A 21093-nucleotide genomic window follows, 5' to 3' on the forward strand; every position below is an offset into this window, starting at 1 on the left:
TAACGAGTCCGGTCTGTCATAAGCTAACCGGGCTCCCAACGGACAGCCGTTGAAGCCGGTTCCGGAGAAATCCGGAGACGAGCCCCCTTCGTCTAGCGGCCTAGGACGCCGCCCTTTCAAGGCGGTAGCGCGGGTTCGAATCCCGTAGGGGGTACGGTCTTCGGATCGTTGGAAGCACAGCAAGGCCCTGTGGCGCAGTTGGTTAGCGCGCCGCCCTGTCACGGCGGAGGTCGCGGGTTCGAGTCCCGTCAGGGTCGCAAGTGAGCGCCGGAGCAATCCGGCGTTTCGCGTATGGCATTCAACTCGGGTGCCTGCGGCCAGGTAGCTCAGTTGGTACGAGCGTCCGCCTGAAAAGCGGAAGGTCGCCGGTTCGATCCCGGCCCTGGCCACTCGGAAACGAGGGAACGCTGCGTGCAAAGGGCGCACGCTTTGTTCCCTCGTCTTTTTCATTTTGTGGGGTGCAACCCCACACCCGCCCGGAGGGCTTTGCCCCCGGGACCCCGGCTTCCGTAGCCGGACCTTCCTCCGTCGCTGGGCCTTCTCGTGTAGCTGGACCTTCTCGTGCAGCCGGGCTTACTCCCGTAGCCGGACCCGCCTCTCGTGGCCGGGCGCGCTCCCGCCGCCGGACCCTTCGTAGTCGGGCCCCGCTTCCGTTGTTCGACCGGCCCTCCCGTTGCTCGACCGTTCTTCGCGTAGCCGACCGCCCTCGCGTAGCCAGGTGCCTCGCGTAGCCGGGCGCCTCCCGTAGGCGGACCCGTTCCCTGTCGCTGGACCCCTTCCATGCAGTTGACCCTCCTGTCGCTGGATCCCCCTCCAATCGGGGCGCCTCCGTGCTCGGGACCTGCCCTCGTAGTCGGATCACGCTTCCGTGGATGACCGCTCCCGCAGACAGACTCGCCTCTCGTGTTCGGTGTCGGACTCTTGCCGTTGGACTCTGGTTTCCGCCGTTCGATCCGGCTCCGTGCGATTCGGCTGTGCGATCGGGGGAGGTTTTTGAAGTACTGGTTGGTTTTTGTGGGGGTGGGGAATCATGAGGGGGGTGCGGTTTGGGCCGTACCTGATTTCGAGTGTGTTCCGCGATCTGCTTCCAACACTCAGGAGGAATGGATCCATGGTGACTATTCGGAACTATCGGCGTGCTGCGTTTGTGGTGAGTGTGGTCGGGGCGGTGGGGGTGGGGCTGGCGGTGACGGCGGCTCCGGCCTTCGCTGAAAACAGCATCGAGATCACGGGGGTGGGGCCGGCGAATGTGGGGGCCGACTACAGGTGTGAGGCTTCTGCGGGGGTGGTCGGGATCAAGGTGATGGTGGGGGATCCGCAGGCGGAGGGTCCGTCGGCCACGGGTACGGAGACCGGTGTCGTCTGTGACGGGAGTCCGCAGTCGGCGGTCGTGATCGTGGCCGGGGTGGACGGGTCGCCGGAGCCGATCCAGCGCGGGCAGACGGTACAGGTGCGGATGGCGTTGGTCGACGCCACCGACACCGTGATATCCGGCACGGCCAAGGTGGTCAGCTTGGGTTAGCGCAGCTGGTCAGTCGATCACGAGGAAATGGTGGCGGTGGTCTCTCGGCCGATGCCGCCACTATTTCCTCGTGATCAGTCGACCAGGATGTGCCTTGGCGTGTCGGGCAGGACACGACGCGGCGTGGTGGCCGAAATCCCCCGTCACTGAGGGGGTTCCGAGTGGTCGGAGTGTCGTCACGTTCGAAAGGGTCGGGTGGGGCTCACCGGTTGACGATCCAAGGCTGAAAGGTGAGGTCCAGGGGGTCGAGCGTCGGCGGTGTCTAGGATCGAGGCACTGGCCGGAGGTTGTCGGAGGGCGTGACCATGGTTGGCAACATCGTGATCTTTGTGGTGATCGTCGGAGTTCTGCTCGTGGTCTGTGGGTTGATTTTGCGGTCGGTCCGCGCAGGGTCGGTCCAGATCGATGTGGTGCCGCGCCATCCCCCGGAGGAACCCGCCGCCACCGACGACGAACACCGCTGAAATCGCAGACGCCCGAAAGGGATGCCTGAGCCCCGCCCGAGGCCCTACCGGGACGCAGGCGACAACCCGCCTCGACTGACGACGAGCGCCGCGGAAATCGCAGACGTCGGAAGGCGCCCGCCCGTGGCCCTACCGGTTACCCGTGCGACAGCCCGGCCACGATGGTGCGCATCGCTGAGATCGCGGACGCTGGAAGGGGATACCGCGCTGCATCGTGAACGCCTGAACGGGATGTGCGCGGCCGGCCGAGGTCCTGTCTGTGCGCGTGCGACAGCCCGGCTCGGGTGACGACGAGCGTCGCGTAGGGCAATCGCCCGAATGGCGTATGCGGGCCCGGCCGAGGCCTTGCCCGCCCGTGTGGCTGCTCAGCGGATGGTGACGGGTGTCGCTGCTGTCACGCCGCCGGAAAGAGTTGCCTGCAGCGCGGACGAGGTTCTGCGGGTAGGCGTGTGGCAGTTCGACCGCCATGCGCACGAATGGTGCGTGGGTTGCGTGCGGTGGCGGTAGCAGCTTGCCGGAAGCTCAACAGCGCCAGCTGATCTCACGGCGCACCTGTTCGGTCGGCCTGGTCTTCGGTGGCGGCTCCGATCGGCTGGGATCGAGTGTCCGCTGAGTCCCTGCGTCGCCCGAGCGGAGTATCCGAAGGATTGTATGCCTTGACAGTTATATAACTGGGGAGGACTATGAGTTGGTGACCGCGGCGACTGTCTTCCAAGTGCTGGCCGAACCGAATCGGCTGGCGATTCTGGAGGTGTTGCGGGCGGGGGAGTCCCCGGTGGGGGCGTTGGTGGCGGAGTTGGGGCTCAGTCAGCCGGCGGTGTCCAAGCATCTGCGGGTGCTGAAGGAGGCGGGGCTGGTGGAGGTGCGGGTCGACGCACAGCGCCGGCTGTACCGGATCAGGCCGGAACCGCTGGTGGAACTGGACGATTGGCTGGCCCCGTATCGCCGGATGTGGCACACCCATCTGGATCTACTCGAAGAGCATCTCGATCGGAGGAGACGATCATGACCGAGGCCCAGTTACGGACCGACGGCGAACGACCCGCGGTGCGGTTGGAGCGGGAGCTGGTCGATCCGCCGCCGGTGGTGTGGCAGGCGCTGACCGACCGGGAACAGCTGCGCGCGTGGTTCCCGTGTGACGTGCAGGTGACCGGCGGGGTGTGGCGGGTCGGCGCGACGATCGGCTTCGATTTCGGTGACGAGAGCGGACTGACGCTCGACGGCGAGGTGCTCGCGGTCGACGAGCCGAAGCTCTTGGCGTTCAGCTGGGGCGACGAGCGTCTGCGTTTCGAGTTGGCGCCGCACGGCAGTGGCACGCACCTGGTGCTCGTCAACGAACTGGCGCCGGACGCCGCGGCCCGCAATGCCGCGGGCTGGGATGCCTGCCTCGATCAGCTCGCCGGCCTGGAACCCGGCGACTGGAAGCCGCGCTTCGAGGCCTACTCCGCCGTGTTCGAGCCGCTGATCGGTCCGCAGTCCGGCCCGCCGATCGCCTGATCCGCTGCCCCGTGCACCATGGGCGCGCATCGCATGCCCTGCTCGAGGCCCGGCCGCGGGTTGCGCCGGCTCCCGTAGGCTGGGCCGGTCATGGTGCCTCTCCTGCTCGCGCTCGCCGGATTCGCGCTGCTGGATTCGCTCGACGTGCTGCTGGTGGGGTTGACCACGGCGGTGGTGGCCGACAGTCGTCTGGGCCGCCGGTCTCCGGTGCCGGGCGGATTGAGTTTCATCGCAGGGGTTTTCGCGGTCACCACCGCGTTCGGCATCTGCACGGTGCTCGGCCTGACCTTCCTCACCGAGCTGGTGTCGTTCGAACTCACACCGGCGGTGCGATATTGGGGCGAGCTGGTGCTGGGCGTGGTGCTGATCGCGCTCAGCCGAGTCCCGGTGACCACGCGCGACGAGCCGCCCGCGTGGGCCTCGACACTGCGTCGAAGACCGTGGCTGTTCGGTTTCGTGGGGATGGCGATCGGTCTGGCGCAGGCGCCGACCGCGGTCCCGTATCTGGCCGGGCTGGCCATGATCTCGGCTCGGCACCCATCGTTTTGGCCGCTGCTCGTGGTCGCCTACTGTGCGCTCGCGCTGTTGCCGCCGCTGCTGGTGCTGTCGCTGTCGCTGCGCCGGACGCCCCGGGCCAGACGCGTCTACCGCGCCATCGTCCGCTTCTTGACCCGTCACGTGCCGCGCGTGCTGCGCGTTCTTTTCGTGGTCTTCGGCATAGTCCTCGTGTTCGATGCGCTCGTGCACCTGTGGTGAATGTGCTCACACGCCGGGACTGATCTCGGAAATTCCGTTGAGCGGGCGAAGTAGGTGGAATGCTGGGGGCATGGCTGAGCGCTGGTACTACTGCTTGAAGCACAAGCGGGCCGAGAAGGGCCGGCAGTGCTGGTTCCAGGATCGGATGGGGCCGTATCCGGATCAGGCGACCGCGGAACGAGCCCTGGAGATCGTCAAGGCGCGCAACGCGCAGGCCGACGCGAGCGACGGCGACTGACCTGACGGTGGTGCCGCCGCAAAGCTAGTCCGGTGTGCGGCAAGTGATCCCGCGCGCACCGTCGATCCGCGGGTTCGGGGCGAGGCGGAAAACGCCCGGTGAATGTGATCTAGAGACCTGGCGGTACGGGCGCGAAGTCCTGGCGTCCAGGTATATCCACTCAGGTCCGCTTCAGCACGATCAAGTACGGTTTTCTCGAATCAGACGAGTGCTCGGTGGTCCTGACGTGGGCTGCGAGCCGGACCAGGATCAGCAGGGAGGGCGACCCTTGAGGGTTACCGTTGTTGTGCCGACCTACAACGAGCGGGAAAATCTGCCGGTGGCGGTGGCGCGGCTGACCGCGCTGCCGGTGCCCGACCTGCACGTGCTCGTGGTCGACGACAATTCACCGGACGGCACCGGTGAGGTCGCCGACAAGCTGGCCGTCGAGCTGCCGAATGTGGTGGGCGTGCTGCACCGGACCGAGAAGGACGGCCTCGGCCGGGCCTACATCGCCGGGATCACCCGTGCGCTGGACGAGGGCGCGGACGTGGTCATCCAGATGGACGCCGACCTGTCGCATCCGGCCGAGGTGATTCCGGCCATGCTGGAGAAGCTGTCGACCACCGACGCGGGCGTCGTGCTCGGGTCGCGCTACGTGCCCGGCGGGTCGACCGCCGAGGAGTGGAAGTGGTACCGCAAAGCGCTGTCGGCGTGGGCCAACTTCTATGTGAATCTGATCCTGCGGCTGCACGTGAAGGACGCCACCGCGGGCTTCAAGGCGTGGAAGGCGGACACGTTGCGCGCCATCGAGGTCGGCTCGATCCGCAGCAACGGGTACTCCTTCCAGGTCGAGATGAACTACCGGACGGTCAAGCAGGGCATCGAGATCGCCGAGGTGCCGATCCGTTTCGAGGAGCGCACCCTCGGTGCCTCCAAGATGAGCCTGAAGGTGCAGCTGGAGTCGGCGTTGATGCCGTGGAAGCTGCTCTTCGGTCGCTCGGTCTAGATCGCGGATACCGAGCAGGGCCCCGCATCCGGTGGATGCGGGGCCCTGTGCCGTTCGCGGGCGGTCAGCGCTGTGCCAGACCTTGGCGCATCGCCTCCAGGCCGAGCACGACCACCGGGGCGAGCACGACGTGCATGACCGAGAGCGCGATGGTGGTCACGGTGTCGAATGTGGCGGCGACGGTGAGGCCGATGGTCGCGATGGCGAGCACGCCGCCGACCACCTGAGCCACTCGCAGCACGCCGGCCCAGAAGTAGGACACCAGCGCGGCCAGCGTCATGCCGATGAACAGCGGCACCGCGGACGAGGTGATCACCGAGCCGATGCCGAGGTGCGTCGTGACGCCTTTCTCGACCACGTCGAAGGAGCCGCCCGCCGCCAGGCCGAGCAGCCACACGCCGAGGTTGATCACGACCGCGACCGCGACGCTGCCGAGGATCGCGATGGGGCGGTTGACGGCCGGGATACGCAGGGCCGCTGTGGTGGATTGCGCGATGGTCATGATGTTCTCCTCATCCGAAGCTGTGCTTGGTGCTGAGAACAATGGTGAAACCTGAACAATTGTTCAGGTCAAATCGATCGGCCGTGGCCTGGATCACACCCCGGTTTGCGGCGTAGCGGAATGTGTTGCGGCCCCCCGATGTTCGCGCGTGTTCAGTCCGGCTGCGGCCAGTCCAGCAGTAGGTCCACGTAGCGCTGACGAACCTCGGATACCTTGGCGTCCAGATCCGCGAGATCCCAGTCGCTGACATCGATCGGCTCGAGGATCGCGACATCCACGATGCCCGGGCGCGCGACCATCGCGTTGCGCCGGCAGATCTCGCCCGCGTTGCGAATGACGATCGGAATGACCGGCACGCCGGCCTGCATCGCGATATGGAACGCGCCCTTCTTGAACGGGCCGACCTCCGGTGTGTAGGAACGGGTTCCCTCGGGCGCGACGGCGATCGACAGCCCGCCGCGCAACGTCTCGACGACAGGTGCGAGGGCGGCCTTGGCCGCACTGGTGCTCGAGCGGTCGATGAACGTCACACCGACGAAGCGCATCAGCGGTCCGAAGATCGGGTTGCGGGTCAGCTCCTTCTTGCCGATGCCGGTGACGCCACCGCCGAGCACCTCGGGGACGATGATGATGTCGAACTGGCTCTGATGGTTGAACAGGAACACCGCGGGCCGCGGCGAGCGGGCATGTTCCGCGCCGAGCACGCGCAGCTGAACACCGGTGATGCGCAAGGTGTTACCGGCCGCGTGCGCCATCAGCGCGTCGGCCATCCGCTGCCGGTCCTTGGTGGCCGATTTCGCCGCGACACCATAGAACGCGCCGCCCAGCAGTCCGGCGAAACCGGCGGTGGTGCGCAGATAGTCGGTCGGCCGGGCAGCCTGCCGGGCTGCGAAGTGCAAGACGGGCCACCGGTTTTCCGCGGCCGTCGTGGCGAGCCGTGGGTCGGGATGCACCGCTACCGGATGACCGACCAGCGCCAACAGTGGCAGGTCCGCGTCGCTGTCCGCGTAGCCGTAGCTGTGTTCGAGATCCAGTCCGTGGTCGGCCGCGAACTCGCGTACCGCCGCGGCTTTACTGTTGCGCCACAGCGTTTTCCCGTCGGCGTAGCCGGTGAGCATGCCGTCCTGCACCGCCATCGGCGTGCACAGCACATGCTCGATACCGAGCGCCGCCGCCGCGGGTGCCACCTGGAAGCGGGTCAGTGAGCTGGCCAGCACCACGGTGTGGCCGGCCGCTTGATGCGTTCGAATCAGTTGCCACGCTTCGGGATACAGGTATTCGTAGGTGGTCTCGCGAAACAGCCGCACGCCGAGTTCGTCCAATTCCGCCTCGGGTCGGCCCGCCGACGCTTCGGCGAGCTGGTGCAGCCACCGGCCGTACGCGCCGTCGGTGGTGCCGCCGCGGATGCCGCGCAGCAGGGCATTCGCGATATCGCGGCCGCGGAACAACCGCCGCAACGGGCCCGGTGCCGGCGGAGCGGCGATCACGGTGCCGCTGAAATCGAAGATCGCGGCGATCTGTGCACCCTGCGGCCCGGACCGGATCGCGGCGAGTTCCGCGTCCAGATCCCCTGAAACGCTCGGGTCAGTCGAAACGCTCGGTTCCCCTGAAACTCCCGAGTTCACCGCAGCGCCCGATTCGACGGATCGAGGGCGGCGGCCTGCGAGATGCGGGTGCCGATGGTGCGCAGGCGGTCCGCGAATTCCACCCGGCGCTCGGTCAATTCGGCCCTGGTCTTGGCCGAGTCGTCCGACACATGATCCAGCAGGCCGTAGTTGTCCGCGAGTTTCAGTGCGCTGGTGAACAGTTCGGTGGACACCGATTCCGGGCTGTGCAACCGCTGCTGCAGCATCATCTGCTTGCCCACCGCGACGCATTCGGCGATGAGTTGCTTGCGGTCGATCTCGGTCTCCGGATCGCGCGCGGCCAATCGTTCGGCGACCACCAGCTGCGCGTCGAAGAACGAGCGAAGCACGCGGTGCGCCATCATGAATCCGGAGTCGGTGAGCCGGGTCATCACCTCCGAACCCAGCGTGTTCTCCCTGGTGTGACTGTGCCATTCCGGATCGAGCAGCAGCATCTCGGCGGTCATCTGCTCGGCGAACTCGGCGCGCTCGGGAAAGAAGAACTCGAACTTCAGCAGGTCGCGCAGCCGGAACGCCTCGTCCCAGCCGGTGCTCAGCTGGTCGGCGCCGTCGCTGTCCAGCGCGGCGAGGATGGACAGTTCGAGGATGGCGCGGTGCACGAACCAGTGCACCGCGCTGTTGCGATAGAACGCGGCTTCCAGGTGTGCGCCCGCCTCGATCGAGTACACCGGCTCCAGTCCGCCGCGATACACCGTGACGACCTTGGCCAGCGAGAGTTGTTCCAGCACCACGGCGAGGCCCTGATCGTCGCGCAACGCGGCGAGTTCCCCGTGCGGCAGGTCGCGTTTCTCGATGTAGCCGAGCACCGGCGCGAGCACCGTGCGGACCTCGCCCAGGGTGAGTGCGCGCTCGTGCACGCCGAGCAGTGCGAGGGTGACCAGCGCGTTGACCGTGACCGGGGTGACCGCGTTGATGCCGACCGCGATCTCGAACGCCAGCCGCTGCACGGCTTTGCGCTCCAGTTCGGCGATCTCGGGTGCGTCGGGCTCGCCCTGCCCGAGTTCGGTGTGCCCCGGAGGTGCGGGCTCGGTGCGGTGCAGCGGAATGGTCAGCGGCGGGGTGGTGAGCGGATCGCCGTGCGCGGCAAGCCGATCCCGCGCCGACAGCGGTTCGCCGAAGCGGACGTACACGTGCCCGGCCGAATGCTGTTGGCTGCGTACATAACGCGCCAGCCAGGTGAGTCCCTCCGGCTTCTTCTTGCCGCCCACCTGCTCGGTGGCGATGGCGCCCAGCTCGTTCAGCCGCTCATAGGTGATCGATACCGGAACCAGCATGACGTCTTCGACCCGATGTGAACGCACCGCCGAGGCAAGGTAATTCAGGAGCCCGTAGCGCGGCGGCCGCAGCTTGCCAGTGCGGGTGCGCCCGCCTTCGAAGTACCACTCCAGGTTGAATCGTTTGGCGAGCAGATAGGCGAAGTACTCCTCGACCACCGCCTTGTACACCTCGTCGTCGCCGAAACTGCGGCGGATGAACACGGTGCCGGTGCGCCGGGCGATCGGGCCCATCGGCCAGAAGCTGAGGTTCGCCCCGCCGATCACATGATTCGGCGGGAAGTCGTTGCGGGCCAGCACATCACCGAGCACGAACGCATCGACGTAGGAACGGTGCGAAGGCAGGAACACCAGCGGGAAGCGGCGGTTCAGGTCGCGCAGACCGGCCAGGCCGGAATCGTCGGAATCCACCTTCCAGGTCGAGGCGTGGATCGGCCGCATCGCCTGGGTGAACAGGTCGGAGACCAATCTGCTCTGCGCGGCGACGAGTTCGTTCAGCGCCTTTTCCGCGCGGCGGTACACCTCGTGCGGGCTCGCGCCGATCTGGTCGGCGATGAGTTCGAGTCTGCGCAGGAAGTCGGGCGAGTCGAGGATCTCCTCGGCCACCAGCCGGGGCACCTTGTAGCGGTCGCCGATGACGGTGCGTTCGGCGCGCTCCAACGCGACGACCGCGGCGCGCACGATGGCGCGCGCGAAGGGTTCGGCGCTGCCCTTCGCGAACAGCGCCGCGGCTTCGGGATTGTTCGTGCGCAACTCGCTGAGCAGCGCGGGCTGCCCGGTGAGCACCACGTGCCGGTTGGGTTGGCCGACCAGTTTGCGCTGCGCGAGCCGGTTCGGCTTGCGCGGATTGGTGAGCAGGGCCATATCGGCGAAGGTGATGCGGCGCACGCCGTCACGTTCCGGCGGCAACCAGAGCACCCGCACCGGAACCACGAGCGGGTCGTCGTGTCGGCCGACCAAACGGGTGGCGATTGCGCCCGCGTCCAGATCCAGCTGGGTCACCGGCGCGGTGCTGCCGAACTCACCGGCGAGGCCACCGTCGTTGAGCCAGTTCCCGATCAGCTCGCGCTCCACCGCGGACGCCGCGTCGACCAGGGCCACCACCGATTCCGGCGCCGACGCTCGCTGGATATCCGCGGGCGACCCGCCACGGTGCTCGATCATGACCGGTTCCCTCCGATTGAAAAGATCTCGTTCCGCCTCCCCGGGGCTTCGAGCCAGACCCGGGTGGCCCCGGCCGTTGCGTCGGCGCCCGGCGGTCAGCAGCGGATTCGGCTCGGCCCGTACCCGGTGAGTTACCCATGTTCCTACGTGGTCAGCTGTTGCGGGCCGGGAAACGTGTGTTGGACAGGATCATAGGTCGCTGCGGCGTGGCCAGGTCGCAAGTTTGTTCGCTTTGGCCGGGATCGAACTGCCGCGCGCATCCGGCGCTATCTCCCCGAGCCGAATTAGGCTGCGCGGATGGACTGGGCGTTGCGCGCGTGCGGCTGGCACGGCCACTACACCTACCAGCCGGATGAACCGGATCTGGCGGCGCGGCTGCGCGTCGACACCGTGGCGGGGGTGGCGTGGCGCTGCCTGCGCTGTGGCACCTTTGTGCCCGGTGACCCGGTGGGATCCGGGCCGGCCGATCACGCGCCGGAGGTGCCGCGCGGGCGACTGCTGCGGGATCGCTGGCTGATGCGTGCCTTGGCGATCGAACGTCTGCTGCGCGGCCTGGTGCTGGTGGCCGCCGCGTTCGGGGTGCTGAAGTTCCGTTCCTCGCGCGAGACGATGCGCGCGGCGTTCGACCAGGACCTGCCGCTGTTGCGCCCGCTGGCCGACCAACTCGGCTGGGACATCGACCGGTCGAAGATCGTGCACCTCATCGATGAGGCGTTCTCCCTGTCGAACACGACCCTGCTGTGGGTGGCGGTCGGGATTTTCGTCTATGCCGGGCTGCAGGTGATCGAGGCGACCGGCCTGTGGTTGATGAAACGCTGGGGTGAGTATTTCGCGGTGGTCGCGACGAGCCTGTTCCTGCCACTGGAGATCTACGAGTTGACCGAGAAGATCACCGTGCTGCGGATCGGCGCGTTGCTGATCAATATCGTCGCGGTGGTCTGGTTGCTCTACTCCAAGCGACTGTTCGGGTTGCGCGGCGGCGGCGCCGCTTACCACGCCGAGCACAGTGCAGAGAGTTTGCTGAGCGTCGAGCGTTCGGCCTTGGCGGTACCGGCGAACTAGGCTTCCGTGGGTCCCCGGCTGTGTTCGCCAGCACAGCTCTTCTTGAATCAGGTAATGCTAACCTTACCTCCAAGTCAGCCAGTTTTGAGCTTTGGAGGATCGTTGTCGACCACGGACGAACGCTTGCGGGTGGAGTATGTAACCGATCCGGCGGCAGCGATGTCCCGACTGGCGGGGGCAGATCGGTTCGGTGAGTACGTCATGTACGAGAGCCCGGGCGAATGGGTCTTCGCCGCCGATCCGATCGGCGGCATCGAATTGGACGTCGAAGAGCTGCGGGTCACCTGGGATGGGAAGACGACCACCAGCAAGTGGGAAGGCCGCCCGGCCACCGTCATCGACGCGGCGCTGCGCGCGCTGCCGCTGGCCGGTCGCAACGCCTACGGCTGGATCGGATTCGAGTTCTGCGCTTGGGCCTTCGAGGCGACTGAGCACCTGGATCCCCGGACGACGGTGGCGCACTTGATGATTCCCCGGATCGAGGTCCGGGTCGGCGCCTACGGCGTCCGGGTGTCCGGCGCCACCCCGACCGAGACCGGCGATATCCACAGCCTGATCGCCGAATCGCAGGAATCCGAACTGCCGCAGGCGCATCCCGCCGATGTCCGGATCGATCCGACCGGCTACCGGGACCGGGTCGCCGAGGCGGTCGGTGAGATCCAGGCGGGCCGGTATCAGAAGGTCATCCTCTCCAGGAAGGTCGATCTGCCGTTCGTGGTGGACGTGCCCGCGACCTACCGCCTCGGCCGGGCGAACAACACTCCCGCGCGCTCGTTCCTGCTCCGCCTGGGCGGGCTCGAGGCGGCGGGCTTCAGCCCCGAACTGGTCGCCTCGGTCGACGAGAACCGGGTGGTGACCACGGAACCGCTGGCGGGCACCCGCGCCTTCGGCCGTGGCGAAGCGGTCGACATGGCGGCCCGGGCCGACCTGGTCAGCGACCCGAAAGAGATCGTGGAGCACGCCATTTCGGTGCGCACCTCGTTCGCGGAGATTGCCGCCGTGGCCGATCCCGGCACCCCCGCGGTCTCCGATTTCATGGTGGTGCGCGAGCGTGGCAGCGTGCAGCATCTCGCCTCCACGGTGCGCGGCCGCCTGGCCGCCGACCGATCCAGCTGGGACGCGCTCGAGGTGCTGTTCCCGTCGGTCACCGCCTCCGGCATTCCCAAGCGTGAGGGCATCGATTCGGTGTTCCGGCTCGATCACGACGCGCGTGGTCTGTATTCCGGTGCGGTGGTGACGGTTTCGCCCACCGGTGCGCTGGAGGCCACCCTGGTGCTGCGCGCCGTGTACCAGAACACCGAAGGCGCCTGGCTGCGGGCCGGCGCCGGCATCGTCGGGCAATCGCGCCCGGACCGGGAGTTCGAGGAGACCTGCGAAAAGCTCGGCAGCATCGCGCCTTACGTAGTGCGCGCCTGACAATCCGACGGGCAGTACACCGAAAGGTGTACTGCCCGTTTGCTGTCTCACCCCTCGAGGCCGCGCAGCACCTTCTTGTCGATCTTGCCGACGGCGGTGACGGGCAGCGTGTCCGCGCGGCGGAGCACATCGGGCAGTTTGTAGGTGGCCAGACCGCGGTCGATGAGGAACGTCTTGATCTCGGCCAGGGTCGGCATATCGCCGTCGACGACGAGGACGGCGCAGACCTTTTCGCCGAGCGTGGGATCGGGCAGTCCGACCGCGGCGGCGTGCCGCACGGCCGGGTACGCGAGCAGGTGCTCCTCGAGTTCGTCGCAGGAGATGTTCTCGCCGCCGCGATTGATCACGTCCTTGATTCGTCCGGAGACGATCAGGTGACCGCTCGGCAGTCGGCGCACCAGATCACCGCTGCGGTAGTAGCCGTCGGGGGTGAAGGCGCGGGCGTTGTGCTCGGGCGCGCGGTAATAGCCGCGAATCGTGTAGGGGCCCTTGGTCAGCAGCTCGCCCTCCGCGCCGGGCGGCACGTCGTTGCCGTCCGCGTCCACCACCCTGATCTCGTCGTCGGGCGAGAGTGCCCGGCCCTGTGTGGTGCACAGCAGCTCGGTGTCGTCATCGAGCCGGGTGTAGTTGAGCAAGCCCTCCGCCATGCCGAACACCTGCTGCAGCGTGGCGCCGAGCGCGGGGGTGACCTCGCGCGCGTTGACCTCGGCCAGCTTCGCGCCGCCCACCTGGAGCAGCCGTAGCGAACTCAGGTCGGCTTCCTCCCATTCGGTTGCGGCGCACCACAGTTGGGCCAGCGGCGGGACGACGGCCGTGACGGTCACCCGGTGTCGTTCGATCGCCGCGAAGGCGTTCTCCGGGCTGGGGTCGGTGACGAAGCTCACCGCGCCGCCCACGCTCACGGTGCCGAGGATGCCCGGGCAGGCGAGCGGAAAGTTGTGTGCGGCAGGCAAGGTCGCCAAGTAGACGTCGTCCTCGGTGAGTTCGCAGATCGCGGCGCTCGCGGTGGCGTTGTAGGCGTAGTCGTCGTGGGTGCGCGCGATGAGTTTCGGCAGACCCGTGGTGCCGCCGGAGACCAGCATCAGCGCGATATCGCTCGGATCGATCTCCGGCAGCGTCTCGCCCGCGCGGGGCACCGAGGCCAGATCGGTTCCGGCGCCGGGCTCGCCGACCACCAGCACGTGGCGCAGTGTCGGTACCGCGGCCCGCACCGTGTCGGCCAGTTCGCGATAGTCGAAGTCGCCGAGCCGGTCCACGATGATGTAGGCGACGGCTTCGGAAAGTGCTGCCAGATGCTCGATTTCGGCCCGGCGGTGGGCGGGCAGCGTCAGCACCGGAATGATGCCCGCGCGTAGTGCGCCGAAGAGCACGGTCAAGAACTCCGGCACGTTCGGCAGCTGCACCACCACCCGGTCGCCCGGCGCGATGCCGAGGGCGAGCAGGCCGTGCGCCATCCGGTCGGCCTCCGCGTCGAGCCACGCGTAGCTGCGCGTCTGTTCGGCGTCGAGCAGCGCGGGCCGGTGCGGATGCCGCCGGGCGGTGTCGCGCAGCAGGTCGGCCAGCGGGCGTCCGGTCCAGTATCCGGCGGCGCGGTAGGCGTCGGCGGCTTCGGTGGGGAAGCCGACGTAGCCCGCGCGATGCGTGGTGGATGTCGAAGTCACGGCCTTGCCTCACAGATAACTCGAGCCGAGCGTGGATGGAGGATCTCGGCTTGTAGGTTAGGCAACCCTATCTCACCGCGGTCGGCGCTGCTACGAAGGCTCTGACCGCCGCCGCGGCGGCTCGCGCGACCCTCGGGAAAGGCCGCGAATCCGTTTAGACTTCTCGGCTATGAGCAGGTGGGATACCTCGGACATGCCCGATCAGACCGGACGCACGTTCATCGTGACCGGCGCGAACAGCGGGCTGGGGGCCGTCACGGTACGGGCGCTCGTCCGGGCCGGGGCCCAGGTGGTGCTGGCTTGCCGGAACGTGGCCAAGGGCGAGCGCGTGGCCGCGGAACTGGGGGAGCGCGCGGTCGTGCGCCGGTTGGATCTCGCGAGCCTGGCCTCGATCCGCGAGTTCGCCGCGGCCACCGACGGCGCCGACGTGCTGATCAACAATGCCGGGGTGATGGCGCTGCCCGAGCAGCGCACCGCCGACGGTTTCGAAATGCAGGTGGGCACAAACTATCTCGGGCATTTCGCGTTGACCGGGCTACTGCTGCCCAAGATCTCGCAGCGGGTGGTCACCGTGGCCAGCGGTGCGCACGTGATCGGCAAGATCGACCTGGACGATTTGAACTGGGAGCGCCGCAAGTACCAGCGTTGGCTGGCCTATGGCCAGGCGAAGCTGGCCAACCTGATGTTCGCCTACGAACTACAGCGCAGGCTCGCCGCGGCGGGTTCGCCGACGATCTCGGTCGCCGCGCATCCCGGCTACGCCTCGACCGAATTGCAGTCGCACACCGAGTCGATCCAGGGCCGGGTGATGTGGCTCGGCAACCGGGTGCTCGCACAGAGCGCCGAAATGGGCGCGCTGCCAACGTTGTACGTCGCCACCACGGAGGTCCAGCCGGGCGGCTACTACGGCCCGACCAAGTTCGGCGGATTGCGCGGCTACCCCGGCGTCTCGGGTTCGTCCAGGGCATCTCGGGACGAGGGCGTCGCGCGTGGCTTGTGGGAGCTGTCGGAAAAACTGACCGGCGTCAGCTACGACTTCGGCAGGTAGGGTCCGCATCGTCTGCCACCACAAGGTGCATCTGCCGGTGTCGACGGGGAGTGGTCCACATCACTCCTCGAACGGTGTCACACCTCGCGGCGCTGCGTCGTCCTCTCTGTGAACCGCCCAGTACGGCACGAATCAGAAAGAAGGCAGACATCATGAGCGCTCGCTTCAACCTCTTCGGCAACCGCGTCGCCGCCAGCTTCGTCAAGCGCCTCAACACGGCGGGCCGGGTGGTCGCCGAATCCACTTTGCCCGCAGCGACTTACGAGCTGGTCAAGATCCGGGCCAGCCAGATCAACGGCTGCGGCTACTGCACCGACATGCACACCAAGGACGCCGCGCACGCCGGGGAGACCTCGGTGCGGCTCAATCTCGTCGCGGCCTGGCCCGAGGCCACCGTCTTCACCGATGCCGAGCGCGCCGCACTGGCGCTGACCGAGGAGGCCACCCGGATCGGCGACGGCCGCGGCGTCAGCGACGAGGTGTGGCAGCAGGTGCAGAAGCACTACGACGAGGACCAGGTCGCCGCGCTCATCGCCGCCATCGCGATGATCAACGCCTGGAACCGGATGAACGTCATCGCCCGCACGCCCGCGGGCGACTACACCCCGGGTCAATGGGGGTGAATTCCCGACCTGGTACAGTCGCCGACGTGCAGCGCGCGTATTTCTGGTTTAGCAAGCCGGCCCTGGGTGGGCTGGTCTGCGGCAACCACATGCGCTGACGACATTCCACCCCGAGCCGGATATGGACCGGCTCGACGGGGTTTCACGTCCGTGGGTCGGCCGAAGAAAAGGAACCCACGACAATGACACGAGCTGCCGACATAGACCCCCGGCATTGCGACCTCGATGACCAACGCACGATGAGCGTCAGCCCGCTGCGCTCGCCCGCCGAGGTCCGTCGCGTGCACCCGATCACCGACGAGCTGGCCGACACCGTCCGCAAGGGCCGCGCCGCCACCGTCGACGTGCTGAACGGCGCCGACGATCGCCTCATGGTGATCGTCGGCCCGTGCTCGGTGCACGATCCCGCCGCGGCGCTCGACTACGCCCGTCGGCTGGCCGCCAAGGCGGCCGAACTCGACGACCGGCTGCACGTGGTGATGCGGGTGTACTTCGAGAAGCCCCGCACCACGCTCGGCTGGAAGGGCTTGATCAACGATCCGCACCTGGACGGCTCCTTCGACGTCAACACCGGCCTCGGCATCGGCCGCAAGGTGCTGGTCGACATCACCGCGCTCGGGCTGCCGGTGGCGTGCGAGTTCCTCGATCCGATCACCCCGCAGTACATCGCGGACCTGGTCTCCTACGGCGCCATCGGCGCGCGCACCGCGGCCAGCCAGGTGCATCGGCAGCTGAGCAGCGCCCTGTCCATGCCGGTGGGCATCAAGAACGGCACCGACGGTGACGTGCAGGTGGCCGTGGACGGCGTCCGCGCCGCGGCGGCCAGCCATGTGTTCCCGGGTACCGATCTCGACGGCCGGGCCGCGCTGATCCGCACCACCGGTAACCCGGACTGCCATGTGATTCTGCGCGGCGGCAGCACCGGCCCGAACTACGACGCCGCCTCGGTGGCCGAGGCCTGCCTGCGGTTGGAGAAGGCGGCGCTGCCGCAGCGGCTCGTGGTCGACGCCAGTCACGGCAACAGCAACAAGGACCACAACAAACAGGTCGACGTGGTGACCGATATCGCCGAGCGGCTGGCGGCGGGCGAGCCCGGCGTGGTCGGAGTGATGCTGGAGAGCTTCCTCGTGGCGGGCCGGCAGGACCTCACCCTCGGTAAGGCCGCCGACCTCACCTACGGGCAGTCCATCACCGACGCCTGCCTGGACTGGGAGACCACCGCCGGCCAGCTCGATCGCTTGGCCGATGCGGTCGCGGAGCGCCGTAATCGTTGACAGCCGTGCCGGTTTCGGCTGCCCGCAAGGATGCGCGGGCAGCCGGGCCGTCGATCTCAGGCCCGGGTGGCGAGGATGCCGAGCAGGTCGCCGGCGGTGACCACGTGCACGCCGAACCCGGCGTCGGCGAGATAGTCGCGGAGCTTGCCGGGTGCGGGTTTCGGGCTGCTGCTCTCGGCTTCCGGTGTGCCGTAACCGTAGAAGAGATGCAGCGTGCCGGCGGGCGCGAGCAGCCGGCGCAGCAGCGCGAGTTCGGCGAGCGGTCGCTTTGTCCAGAACACGTTGACGTTGACCGCCAGTATCTTGTCGAAACCCGCTGCACCGCAGGCATGCTCGGCTAGGAACTGGGCTGGGTCGAGATCGGCGAGGCCAGTCTGCGCCAGTCGGACCTGCCCTGAATCAATCAGCGCTGCATGGGTTTTCGAGGCACGCTGGATCGCTGTCGCGGAACGATCGATGCCCACGACGCGTCCGTCGGTCGCCCGCGCGGCGAGATAGGCGATCGACTTGCTCGACCCAGGGCCGATTTCGAGTATCAGGTCGGTGGGCCGAACGCCCATGACCTCGGCCATCCACGTGAACCGCCGGTCGTCAGCCATGGTTCGCAATGTACGACGGGAACGCGGCCACTGTTCGTCGTTTGCGCCGGTCGAAAGGCCAGCGACCGACAAGTGGACCGCGACGCGGTGCTTGCGCTCGACAAGGATCGGCAGGGTGATCGAAATGACGGCAGTGCTGGGTGTGGCGGCGGTGGAATTGGGACTGGTACTGACGCCGGGGCCGAACATGATGTATCTGGTGTCGCGCACGGTGGCGCAGGGCAGGCGGGCCGGACTGGTCTCGCTCGGCGGTGTCGCGGCGGGATTCGGGGTGTACCTCGTCGCGGCTACCGTCGGGATCACGGCGGTATTCGCGGTGGTGCCCGGTCTGTATCTGGCGGTGAAGCTGGCGGGCGCGGCATACCTGTTGTGGCTGGCGTGGCAGGCCCTGCGGCCGGGTGGGACCTCGGTTTTCGCGCCGACGGCCCTGGCCCCGGATCCGGCCGGCCGGCTGTTCACGATGGGGTTCCTCACGAACCTGCTGAATCCGAAGATCGCGATCCTGTACATGGCGTTGATCCCGCAGTTCGTGGTGCCCGAGCACGGACAGGTCTGGTTGCAGAGCCTTGTCCTGGGCGTGGTGCAGATCGTGGTGGCGTTGTCGGTGAACGGATTGATCGTGCTCGGCGCGGGCGGCATCGCGACTTTCCTGGCCGGTCGGCCACTCTGGTTGCGGGTGCAGCGCTACCTCATGGGCACTGTGCTCGGTCTCATGGCCGTCCTCGTCGCCACCGACCGCGCACGGCCCACCCCGGCCTGACCTGCTCGTTCGGCCGCTCGTGGCGGGCGGCCGAACGTGGCCGGGTGTGGCACGGTGAGCGGCATGGTGCAATTCGGTGCTGAGAGTGTGGCGCTGGCCGGGTATTTCGGCTCGGCGGTCGGTGCGGTGCAGCATCTCGGGGAGCTGTTCGGGGTGTTCGCGTTCGCGAGTTCGGGTGCGCTGCTCGCGGTGCGCCGGGATTTCGACATCTTCGGAATCGTCGTGCTGGCGTGCAGCACGGCGCTCGGGGGCGGTGTCATCCGCGACCTGCTGATCGGGCGGACCCCACCCGCCGCCTTCGTGGACCTGAGCTATCTGTGGACCGCCCTGCTCGCCGCGCTGGTGATCTTCTTCTGGCATCCGCCGCGCCGGCTCACCAAAGGACCGCTCGAGGTAGCCGATGCCTTCGGCCTCGGATTGTTCTGTGTGACAGGCACTGTCGTCGCCTATACCGCGGGTGCCGGTGCTCCGTCGGCGGCGCTGCTCGGCCTGGTCACCGCGATCGGCGGCGGTGTCATCCGCGACCTGCTCGGCGGCCAGACGCCGAATGTGCTTCGGCCCGATCAGATCTACGCCGTGCCCGCGCTGCTCGGCGCGATCTGCACCGCGGTGCTGTTGCATTTCGAGCTGTATCACGCGTGGACCGGTGCGCTGGCGGCGCTGGGCGCCATCGGGTTTCGCCTTCTCGCACTGCGCTTCCGCTGGCGTGCGCCGCAGGCGCGCCGGCGACCGGAACCACGCGGGCATCTCACCTAGCCCTGTCTAGGACGTCAGTCGATAGGTCAGCTGGGCGAACTGTCCGATCCGGGTGACATCGACGAGTTCCAGCCGGTCGGAGAGAATGCGCCGGGGCAGCAGCGGCGCACCGGCGCCGAGGGTGACCGGCGTGACGCCCGCGATGATCTCGTCCAGCAGGCCGGCGTCGGCGAACTGACCGACCAGCTCACCGCCGCCGAGCACCCAGACATTGCGATCGCCGGCCGCCGCGACCATGTCCCGGTGCACCGGCTCGACCGCGCCGGATACGAAACGCAGGTTCGCGTCCGGCAGCGTGGGCAGCTCGCGGTGGGTGAAGATCCAGCACGGGAGGTCGCCGTAGGACTTGTGCCAGTTCTCGGGTTCGTCGTTGGCCAGGATCCACTCGTAGGTGGTCGCGCCCATGCACATCGCACCGACGCCGCCGATGAATTCGTCGACATTGTGCTCGGCCATCTCGTCGGCGCCCGCGACCGTGAACAGCCAGTCGAGCGAGTTGTGTTCGTCCGCGAGATAGCCGTCGAGGGTCGTCGCCGTGAAGTATTGCGTCACCATGCGACCTACCCTGCCAGCGAATACTGACAGGGTGTGTCAAGGTTTTCTTCCTGATCAGCGCGTGCCCGCACGCAGTCGGCGCACACCCTCATCGATCGTCTCGTCGCGCTTGCAGAAGGTGAAGCGCACCAGATGGTTCCACGCGGCGGTGTCGTCGGCGAACACGCTGAGCGGCACCGCGGCGACACCGAGCCGTTTCGGCAGCTCGCGGCAGAAGGCCAGGCCGTCGGCCGTGCCGAGCGGGGTGATGTCGCCGCACACGAAATAGCCGCCCGCGCTGTAGGTCACGGCGAAACCGGTGTCGGCGAGCGCGGCGGAGAGGCGAAGTCGCTTGGCGGACAGGTCTTCGCGCAGCCCGATGACCCAATCCAGTTCGTTGTTCAGGGCGTGCGCGATCGCGGGCTGGAAGGGTCCGCCGCCGACGAAGGTCAGGAATTGCTTGGCCGCGAGCACGCCGTCGATCAATTCCTTGGGGCCGCACGCCCAGCCGATCTTCCAGCCCGTGACGTTGAAAGTCTTTGCCGCGCTGGACACCACGACGGTGCGCTCGGCCATGCCCGGCAGCGTGGCCAGGCTGATGTGCTCGGTGCCGTCGAACACCAGGTGCTCATACACCTCGTCGGTGAGCACCAGAAGGTTGTGCTCGCAAGCGATTTCGGCGATGGCCTGTAGGTCGGCCCGGCCGAGCACGGTGCCGGTCGGGTTGTGCGGCGAGTTGACCACCAGCATCCTGGTGGCCGGGGTGACGGCCGCGCGCAGGCTGTCCAGGTCGAGCACGAAGCGGTCGCCGTCGGCGACCAGGCGTGCGGTGCGCCGCTGGGCGCCGGCCAGCGCGACCGCCGCGGCGTAAGAGTCGTAGTACGGCTCGATCAGCACCACCTCCGCACCGGGCTCGACCAGGCCGAGGATGGCGGCGGCGATCGCCTCCGTCGCGCCGACCGTCACCAGCACCTGGTTCTCGGGGTCGTACTCGGTGCCGTAGCGGCGGGCTCGGTCGGCGGCGATAGCGCGGCGCAGTTCGGGCCTGCCGCGGCCCGGCGGGTACTGGTTGAGGCCGTCGGCGATGGACTGCCGGGCCACCTCGAGCATCCCCGCGGGCCCGTCGGTGTCCGGGAAACCCTGGCCGAGATTGACCGCGTCGTGGCGCACCGCGAGCTCGGTCATCTCGGCGAAGATCGTGGCGGCGAACGGGCGCAGGCGGGCAACGGTGGCGGGTTGCGGAGGCATATCCGCAGCGTAGTGAATTCGCCGCCGAGGCAGGCCGCCGGATGAGGGGCGAACGGTAGGG

Annotated in this window: 21 protein-coding genes and 3 tRNA genes; 17 read left to right on the forward strand and 7 right to left on the reverse strand. The window is 67.9% G+C overall.

Annotation, left to right across the window (positions count from 1 at the left end):
* Nucleotides 1-81: 81 nt before the first annotated feature.
* From O3I_RS03485 to O3I_RS03520, 10 genes are all read left to right on the forward strand, one after another.
* Nucleotides 82-154, forward strand: a tRNA-Glu gene (locus tag O3I_RS03485).
* Between the two features lie 29 nt (nucleotides 155-183).
* Nucleotides 184-257 (forward strand) — tRNA-Asp (locus O3I_RS03490).
* A gap of 58 nt (nucleotides 258-315) precedes the next feature.
* Nucleotides 316-389, forward strand: a tRNA-Phe gene (locus O3I_RS03495).
* Between the two features lie 722 nt (nucleotides 390-1111).
* Nucleotides 1112-1522 carry a hypothetical protein gene (locus O3I_RS45340; RefSeq protein ID WP_014981511.1) on the forward strand — a complete coding sequence of 137 codons (411 nt, stop codon included), beginning with the start codon at nucleotides 1112-1114 and terminating at the stop codon, nucleotides 1520-1522.
* Nucleotides 1523-1821: 299 nt separating this feature from the next.
* Nucleotides 1822-1986, forward strand: coding sequence for a hypothetical protein (locus O3I_RS45345; protein WP_156161923.1), 165 nt, complete (start codon nucleotides 1822-1824; stop codon nucleotides 1984-1986).
* A 688-nt stretch (nucleotides 1987-2674) separates the two neighbouring features.
* Nucleotides 2675-2995 carry an ArsR/SmtB family transcription factor gene (locus tag O3I_RS03505; protein ID WP_014981512.1) on the forward strand — a complete coding sequence of 107 codons (321 nt, stop codon included), beginning with the start codon at nucleotides 2675-2677 and terminating at the stop codon, nucleotides 2993-2995.
* On the forward strand, nucleotides 2992-3483 hold the full coding sequence (locus tag O3I_RS03510; RefSeq protein ID WP_014981513.1) for an SRPBCC domain-containing protein: 492 nt from the start codon (nucleotides 2992-2994) through the stop codon (nucleotides 3481-3483). The genes O3I_RS03505 and O3I_RS03510 overlap by 4 nt, the downstream gene beginning before the upstream one ends.
* A gap of 90 nt (nucleotides 3484-3573) precedes the next feature.
* Nucleotides 3574-4239: a GAP family protein gene (locus O3I_RS03515; protein WP_014981514.1), complete on the forward strand. Its 666-nt coding sequence runs from the start codon at nucleotides 3574-3576 to the stop codon at nucleotides 4237-4239.
* Between the two features lie 70 nt (nucleotides 4240-4309).
* A complete protein-coding gene (locus tag O3I_RS45350; protein WP_014981515.1) occupies nucleotides 4310-4477 on the forward strand; it encodes a hypothetical protein in 168 nt (55 codons plus the stop codon).
* A gap of 286 nt (nucleotides 4478-4763) precedes the next feature.
* Complete coding sequence (locus O3I_RS03520; RefSeq protein WP_014981516.1) at nucleotides 4764-5465, forward strand: polyprenol monophosphomannose synthase; 702 nt, start codon at nucleotides 4764-4766, stop codon at nucleotides 5463-5465.
* Nucleotides 5466-5529: 64 nt separating this feature from the next.
* Here the strand turns inward: O3I_RS03520 and O3I_RS03525 are convergent, their stop codons facing one another.
* The 3 genes from O3I_RS03525 to O3I_RS03535 form a co-directional block, all read right to left on the reverse strand.
* Nucleotides 5530-5967 carry a DUF6069 family protein gene (locus O3I_RS03525; RefSeq protein WP_014981517.1) on the reverse strand — a complete coding sequence of 146 codons (438 nt, stop codon included), beginning with the start codon at nucleotides 5965-5967 and terminating at the stop codon, nucleotides 5530-5532.
* 152 nt (nucleotides 5968-6119) lie between these two features.
* Nucleotides 6120-7592, reverse strand: a complete 1473-nt coding sequence (locus O3I_RS03530) for an HAD-IB family hydrolase (RefSeq protein WP_014981518.1) — start codon at nucleotides 7590-7592, stop codon at nucleotides 6120-6122.
* Nucleotides 7589-10051, reverse strand: a complete 2463-nt coding sequence (locus O3I_RS03535) for a glycerol-3-phosphate 1-O-acyltransferase (RefSeq protein ID WP_014981519.1) — start codon at nucleotides 10049-10051, stop codon at nucleotides 7589-7591. The genes O3I_RS03530 and O3I_RS03535 overlap by 4 nt, the downstream gene beginning before the upstream one ends.
* Nucleotides 10052-10348: 297 nt before the next feature.
* Between O3I_RS03535 and O3I_RS03540 the strand changes: the two genes are divergently transcribed.
* Both O3I_RS03540 and nbtS read left to right on the forward strand, forming a co-directional pair.
* Nucleotides 10349-11113 carry a DUF2127 domain-containing protein gene (locus O3I_RS03540; protein ID WP_014981520.1) on the forward strand — a complete coding sequence of 255 codons (765 nt, stop codon included), beginning with the start codon at nucleotides 10349-10351 and terminating at the stop codon, nucleotides 11111-11113.
* 102 nt (nucleotides 11114-11215) lie between these two features.
* A complete protein-coding gene (nbtS, locus tag O3I_RS03545; RefSeq protein ID WP_014981521.1) occupies nucleotides 11216-12529 on the forward strand; it encodes a nocobactin biosynthesis salicylate synthase NbtS in 1314 nt (437 codons plus the stop codon).
* A gap of 47 nt (nucleotides 12530-12576) precedes the next feature.
* On the opposite strand, the gene O3I_RS03550 is transcribed toward nbtS, so the two are convergent.
* Nucleotides 12577-14190, reverse strand: coding sequence for a (2,3-dihydroxybenzoyl)adenylate synthase (locus O3I_RS03550; RefSeq protein ID WP_014981522.1), 1614 nt, complete (start codon nucleotides 14188-14190; stop codon nucleotides 12577-12579).
* A 169-nt stretch (nucleotides 14191-14359) separates the two neighbouring features.
* Here O3I_RS03550 and O3I_RS03555 point away from each other — a divergent pair, with 169 nt between their 5' ends.
* The 3 genes from O3I_RS03555 (at nucleotide 14360) to O3I_RS03565 (ending at nucleotide 17135) form a co-directional block, all read left to right on the forward strand.
* A complete protein-coding gene (locus tag O3I_RS03555) occupies nucleotides 14360-15238 on the forward strand; it encodes an oxidoreductase (RefSeq protein ID WP_041562390.1) in 879 nt (292 codons plus the stop codon).
* Nucleotides 15239-15390: 152 nt separating this feature from the next.
* Entirely contained in the window at nucleotides 15391-15861 is a 471-nt protein-coding gene (locus tag O3I_RS03560) for a carboxymuconolactone decarboxylase family protein (RefSeq protein WP_014981524.1), read from the forward strand.
* A 182-nt stretch (nucleotides 15862-16043) separates the two neighbouring features.
* Nucleotides 16044-17135 carry a 3-deoxy-7-phosphoheptulonate synthase gene (locus O3I_RS03565; protein ID WP_041562391.1) on the forward strand — a complete coding sequence of 364 codons (1092 nt, stop codon included), beginning with the start codon at nucleotides 16044-16046 and terminating at the stop codon, nucleotides 17133-17135.
* Between the two features lie 56 nt (nucleotides 17136-17191).
* On the opposite strand, the gene O3I_RS03570 is transcribed toward O3I_RS03565, so the two are convergent.
* On the reverse strand, nucleotides 17192-17944 hold the full coding sequence (locus O3I_RS03570) for an SAM-dependent methyltransferase (RefSeq protein WP_237748247.1): 753 nt from the start codon (nucleotides 17942-17944) through the stop codon (nucleotides 17192-17194).
* On the opposite strand from O3I_RS03570, the gene O3I_RS03575 reads away from it, so the two are divergent.
* Both O3I_RS03575 and O3I_RS03580 read left to right on the forward strand, forming a co-directional pair.
* A complete protein-coding gene (locus O3I_RS03575) occupies nucleotides 17850-18494 on the forward strand; it encodes a LysE family translocator (protein ID WP_014981527.1) in 645 nt (214 codons plus the stop codon). The genes O3I_RS03570 and O3I_RS03575 overlap by 95 nt on opposite strands.
* Before the next feature lie 63 nt (nucleotides 18495-18557).
* Complete coding sequence (locus tag O3I_RS03580; RefSeq protein ID WP_014981528.1) at nucleotides 18558-19250, forward strand: trimeric intracellular cation channel family protein; 693 nt, start codon at nucleotides 18558-18560, stop codon at nucleotides 19248-19250.
* Nucleotides 19251-19256: 6 nt separating this feature from the next.
* Here O3I_RS03580 and O3I_RS03585 read toward each other — a convergent pair whose 3' ends face one another.
* Both O3I_RS03585 and O3I_RS03590 read right to left on the reverse strand, forming a co-directional pair.
* Entirely contained in the window at nucleotides 19257-19805 is a 549-nt protein-coding gene (locus tag O3I_RS03585) for a dihydrofolate reductase family protein (protein ID WP_014981529.1), read from the reverse strand.
* A gap of 54 nt (nucleotides 19806-19859) precedes the next feature.
* Nucleotides 19860-21032, reverse strand: coding sequence for a pyridoxal phosphate-dependent aminotransferase (locus O3I_RS03590; protein ID WP_014981530.1), 1173 nt, complete (start codon nucleotides 21030-21032; stop codon nucleotides 19860-19862).
* Between the last annotated feature and the right edge of the window lie 61 nt (nucleotides 21033-21093).

This window comes from Nocardia brasiliensis ATCC 700358, assembly GCF_000250675.2.
Classification (GTDB): domain Bacteria; phylum Actinomycetota; class Actinomycetes; order Mycobacteriales; family Mycobacteriaceae; genus Nocardia; species Nocardia brasiliensis_B.